This window comes from Rathayibacter sp. AY1D5 (assembly GCF_002932515.1).
Taxonomy (GTDB): domain Bacteria; phylum Actinomycetota; class Actinomycetes; order Actinomycetales; family Microbacteriaceae; genus Rathayibacter.
Genome location: NZ_PSVU01000095.1, coordinates 1 through 4,057, shown reverse-complemented (window position 1 = coordinate 4,057; position 4,057 = coordinate 1). Strand labels below are relative to the sequence as shown.

Genomic DNA, 4,057 nt, shown 5'->3' with positions numbered 1-4,057 from the left:
GCCGTGCTCACCGACGCGGGCGGGCTCGACGAGGCGCGCGCCTCCGGACTGCCCGTCCTCCTCAGCGACGACCCCCGCACCGCCCTCGGCCCGGTCGCGGCGCGGGTGTACGGCACGAGGAGCGGACCGGTGCTCCTCGGCGTGACCGGCACCAACGGCAAGACCAGCACCGTGCACCTCCTCGACGCGGTGCTCCGGCAGCTGGGCGTCGTCTCGGGGCTGAGCTCCACCGCCGAGCGCCGCAGCGCCGACCACGTGGTCGCCAGCCGCCTCACCACGCCCGAGGCCTCCGAGCTGCACGCGCTCCTGGCCCGGATGGCGGAGGACGGCGTCGAGGCGGCGGCGATCGAGGTCAGCGCTCAGGCGCTCGTGCGCTCCCGGATGGAGGGGATCGTGCTCGACGTCGCCGGGTTCACCAACCTCAGCCACGACCACCTCGACGACTTCGGCGACCTGGACGAGTACCTCCGCGCCAAGCAGCGCCTGTTCACGCCCGAGCGGAGCCGGCGCGGCGTCGTGGTCGTCGACACCGAGGCGGGGCGCCGGGTCGCCCGCGAGGCCTCCGTCCCGGTCGTGACGCTCTCCGCCGGGGACGGAGCCGACTGGCGGATCGACGTGCTCGAGACCGCGGTCGACCGCACCCGCTTCCGGCTCACCGCCCGCGACGGCTGGTCGACGGCCACCTCCGTCCCGCTCCTCGGCCGCCACATGGCCTCGAACGAGGCCCTCGCGCTGGTGATGCTGATCGAGGCGGGCCACGCGCGCGACCGGGTGGCCGCGGCGGTCGGCTCCGGGATCGACGTCACCGTTCCCGGGCGGACGCTGCTCGTGTCCGGCGCCGACGGGCCGCGGGTCTTCCTCGACTTCTCGCACACCCCCGACTCGGTCGCGCGCACCGTCGACGCCCTCCGCGAGGTGACGCCCGGCCGCGTGCTCGTCCTCCTCGGCGCCGACGGCGACCGCGACCCGAGCAAGCGCGCGCCGATGGGCCGGGCCGCAGCCGAGCGCGCCGACCTGGTGATCGTCACCGACCACCACCCGCGCTTCGAGGACCCCGCGCGGATCCGCCGCGCCCTGGTCGACGGCGCCCGCCGCGTCGAGCGCTGCGAGGTGCTCGAGATCGCGGAGCCGGCCGACGCCGTCCGCGCCGCCCTGCACCGGGCCGGCCCGTCCGACTCCGTCCTCTGGGTCGGCCCCGGCGACACCGACTACCGCGTGGTCGGCGCCGACGACCTCCCCTACTCGCCCCGCGCCGACACGGCCCGCGCGCTGGCCGAGGCCGGCTGGAGCGTCGACCTGCTTGACTGACCGGGTGTTCTCGACCCTCCCGGTGCGCCGCGTGCAGGCCCGACCCGAGCACCCCGCCGACCTCGCGCGGTGGCCCGCGACGCTCGCGCCGGTGCGGCAGGTGCTGGCCGAGGGCTGGGATCTCGGCCAGGTGACGGTGATCACCGGCGAGAACGGCTCGGGCAAGTCGACGCTGCTCGAGGCGGTCGCCCTCGCCTACGGGCTGAACGCGGAGGGCGGATCCACGGGTGCGATGCAGTCCTCCCGCGCCTCGGAGTCGGACCTGGCCGAGCACCTCCAGCTGGTCCGCGGGGCCGGCGCGTCCAAGCGCGGCTTCTTCCTCCGCGCCGAGACGATGCACGGCTTCTTCAGCTACCTGGAGGAGGTGGGGATCGACGGCGGATACCACGAGCGGAGCCACGGCGAGTCGTTCCTCGACATCGTGGCGAACCGCTCCCGGATCAGCGGACTCTGGCTCCTCGACGAGCCCGAGTCGGCCCTCTCGGTGTCGGGCTGCCTCGCCCTGATCGGGCAGCTGCGCGACCTGGTCGCCGGCGGCTCGCAGGTCGTCCTCTCCACGCACTCGCCGATCCTCGCCGCCCTCCCCGGAGCCGACCTCTACGAGCTCGACGAGACGGGCCTGCGCCGCTGCCGCTACGACGACCTCGACCTGGTGCGGACCTGGCGCGGCTTCCTCGACCAGCCGGCCCGCTTCCTGCGGCGGCTGGAGTAGGTCGGAGGGCGCTCGGCCGCGCCGGAACGGGCCGTCCGTGTTCACCACGGAGGGAAGTACGTCGGCAGGCAGTCCCGTTCTCGCGGATCCCGGGCCGCCCGGGCGAAAGTCTCCGCCGGCACGAGCACTGTCAGGCCGCGGAGGCCGCCGCCGGCCGGGCGACTCGGGGCGCCCAGCCCACCGCGATCGCGGCGCCGGCGAGCGCGAGCTGTCCGAGCGGCGGCAGGATCGCCGAGACCAGGGAGCCGTCGCCGCCGGATGTGACGAAGGTGTCGGCGACCGACATCCCGAAGCCGAACCCTGCGAAGAAGCGGAAGACGACGGCGCCGGCGACCAGGGCGAGCATGAGCACAGCGATCCGCCGCGGAGTGAGCGGCGACCTCCGGCCGACGAGGGCGCCGGCCGTCACGACGATCGCGGCGGCCGTCCAGAACGCGGCCCACCCGGTGACCCAGATCGCGTGGGAGCCGAACTCGAAGCCGTCGCGCTCGGACATGGTCGCGTAGATCTCCGCCAGGGCCACGCCCGGGACCTTCGCCTGCGGATTCCAGACCAGCAGATCGACGGCGCCCACCACCGTGACGCCCGCCACGAGCGCGAGGCCGGCGAGGGCGACGGGGAGGCGCTGAGCGCGGGTCGCCGTCCGCGGTGCGAGGGCGATGGTCCTCGAGCCGCCGAGGACGATCGCCCCGCAGACGAGTCCGGCGAGGGAGACGGGCAGGCCGACGAGGGCGAGGGGTCCGGGGAGGAGGAGGCCGGCCGCGGTGAGCACCGGGCCGACGACGGCGGCGACCAGGGAGATCCGCGCGAGCACCGTGCGGGCCGACGCCGCAGCGCCGAGGAGGTGGACCGCGCCGAGGACCGCGACCGCGACGGCGGCGACGAGCACCGCGGTCTGCACGGCGCCGACGGCGGCCAGGGCGGTGTCGGAGGCGGCACCCGGCTCGGGGACGATTCCTCCGCCGGTCAGCGCGATGCCGCTCAGCATCAGCGCGGCCGCGGCGAAGAGCGCGAGTCCGCGGCGGGCGAGGCGGCGCGGGAGCGTGCCCCGCGCTTCGCCGGTGTGCGCGGGCAGGTCGCGGTCGACGCTCACCAGCAGGGCGAGCGCTCCGAGGACGACGCCGCGCCGGGGCAGTCCCAGCTCGGCGGCCCCGGCCAGGTCGGCCCGCCACTCCTCGAGGTAGCGCTCGCGGGCGAGCGGGGGCAGCAGCAGCGACAGGAGCCGCAGGAGCGCGGTCATGCGGTCGCCTCCGCCGCTCGCGGCGCCGTCCGCGCGGTCGACCGCATCCGCTCGACGGCGGCCCGGGCTGCCGGGGCGCCCTCCGCGGTCAGCTCGTAGAGCCGGCGACGCGGGCCGCTCCGCTCGCTCGCGGCCTCCCACTCCGAGACCACCCAGCCCGCTCCCTCGAGCCGCTCCAGGATCGGGTAGACGCTGCCCGCCGGTCGCCCGGTGGCCTTGATCACGACCATGCCCCAGGTCGGGCCGTCGGCATCGAGGAGGGTCCGGAGGACGTCCGCGGTGGTGGACGTGAGGCGGGGGAGTGGCTGCACACGAATGACGCTACCTATGTAGAGATAGCGGGGTCAATCGGACCGCCTCCGTGCGTCCGGCGATTCCACGCCACTCCTCGGCCTCGGTCGGGCCCTCAAACGTTCGACGACTGCGCCGCCCCCGTCCGAGGAGGACCGGCGTCGGCCCCGCCCCCGCTTCCCTGATCGGCGGGATCGGCGCCTTGATACTCCGATGACCAGGGCGGGATCAGCTGCCGCATCACCCTTCACGGCGGGGTGGTCGCCGAGCAGATCAGCACAGGCGCGTCCGCCTCGGCGATCCCCACGGCGACCCCGCAGCAGCCGCGGACACTGCCGCTAGCCGGACCCCGCACGCAGAACGTCGGCCGAGAGCAGCCGCCCTCCACCCTCGGGGGACGGCGGGCACTCTCGGCCGACGTTCTGCGCGCGAGCGCGGGGACTACTTGCGGAACATCCGCGCCGTGGTCTCGAAGAGGCCCTTCACGGGGCGCTGCTGCTCGCCCT

Annotated in this window: 4 protein-coding genes; 2 read left to right on the top strand and 2 right to left on the bottom strand. The window is 75.5% G+C overall.

Translation table 11 applies throughout. The features are described 5' to 3' along the window. Together C5C82_RS16830 and C5C82_RS16825 are read left to right on the top strand one after the other, a co-directional pair. Positions 1-1,308: Mur ligase family protein (locus tag C5C82_RS16830; protein WP_146086028.1), on the top strand; the 1,308-nt coding region annotated here is incomplete at its 5' end. A 4-nt stretch (positions 1,309-1,312) separates the two neighbouring features. Beyond that, positions 1,313-2,020 (top strand): AAA family ATPase, encoded by a 708-nt coding sequence (locus C5C82_RS16825; protein WP_258066168.1) that lies wholly within the window; start codon positions 1,313-1,315, stop codon positions 2,018-2,020. A gap of 130 nt (positions 2,021-2,150) precedes the next feature. On the opposite strand, the gene C5C82_RS16820 is transcribed toward C5C82_RS16825, so the two are convergent. After that, positions 2,151-3,260, bottom strand: a complete 1,110-nt coding sequence (locus C5C82_RS16820) for a hypothetical protein (protein WP_104355419.1) — start codon at positions 3,258-3,260, stop codon at positions 2,151-2,153. Beyond that, positions 3,257-3,571, bottom strand: coding sequence for a PadR family transcriptional regulator (locus C5C82_RS16815; RefSeq protein ID WP_219814865.1), 315 nt, complete (start codon positions 3,569-3,571; stop codon positions 3,257-3,259). Before C5C82_RS16815 ends, C5C82_RS16820 begins: the two co-directional genes overlap by 4 nt. Between the last annotated feature and the right edge of the window lie 486 nt (positions 3,572-4,057).

What these genes read in the sequence shown, in the direction of transcription:
- C5C82_RS16820 (WP_104355419.1), bottom strand. Translation starts at nt 3,260, where the DNA reads ATGACCGCGCTCCTGCGGCTCCTGTCGCTGCTGCTGCCCCCGCTCGCC.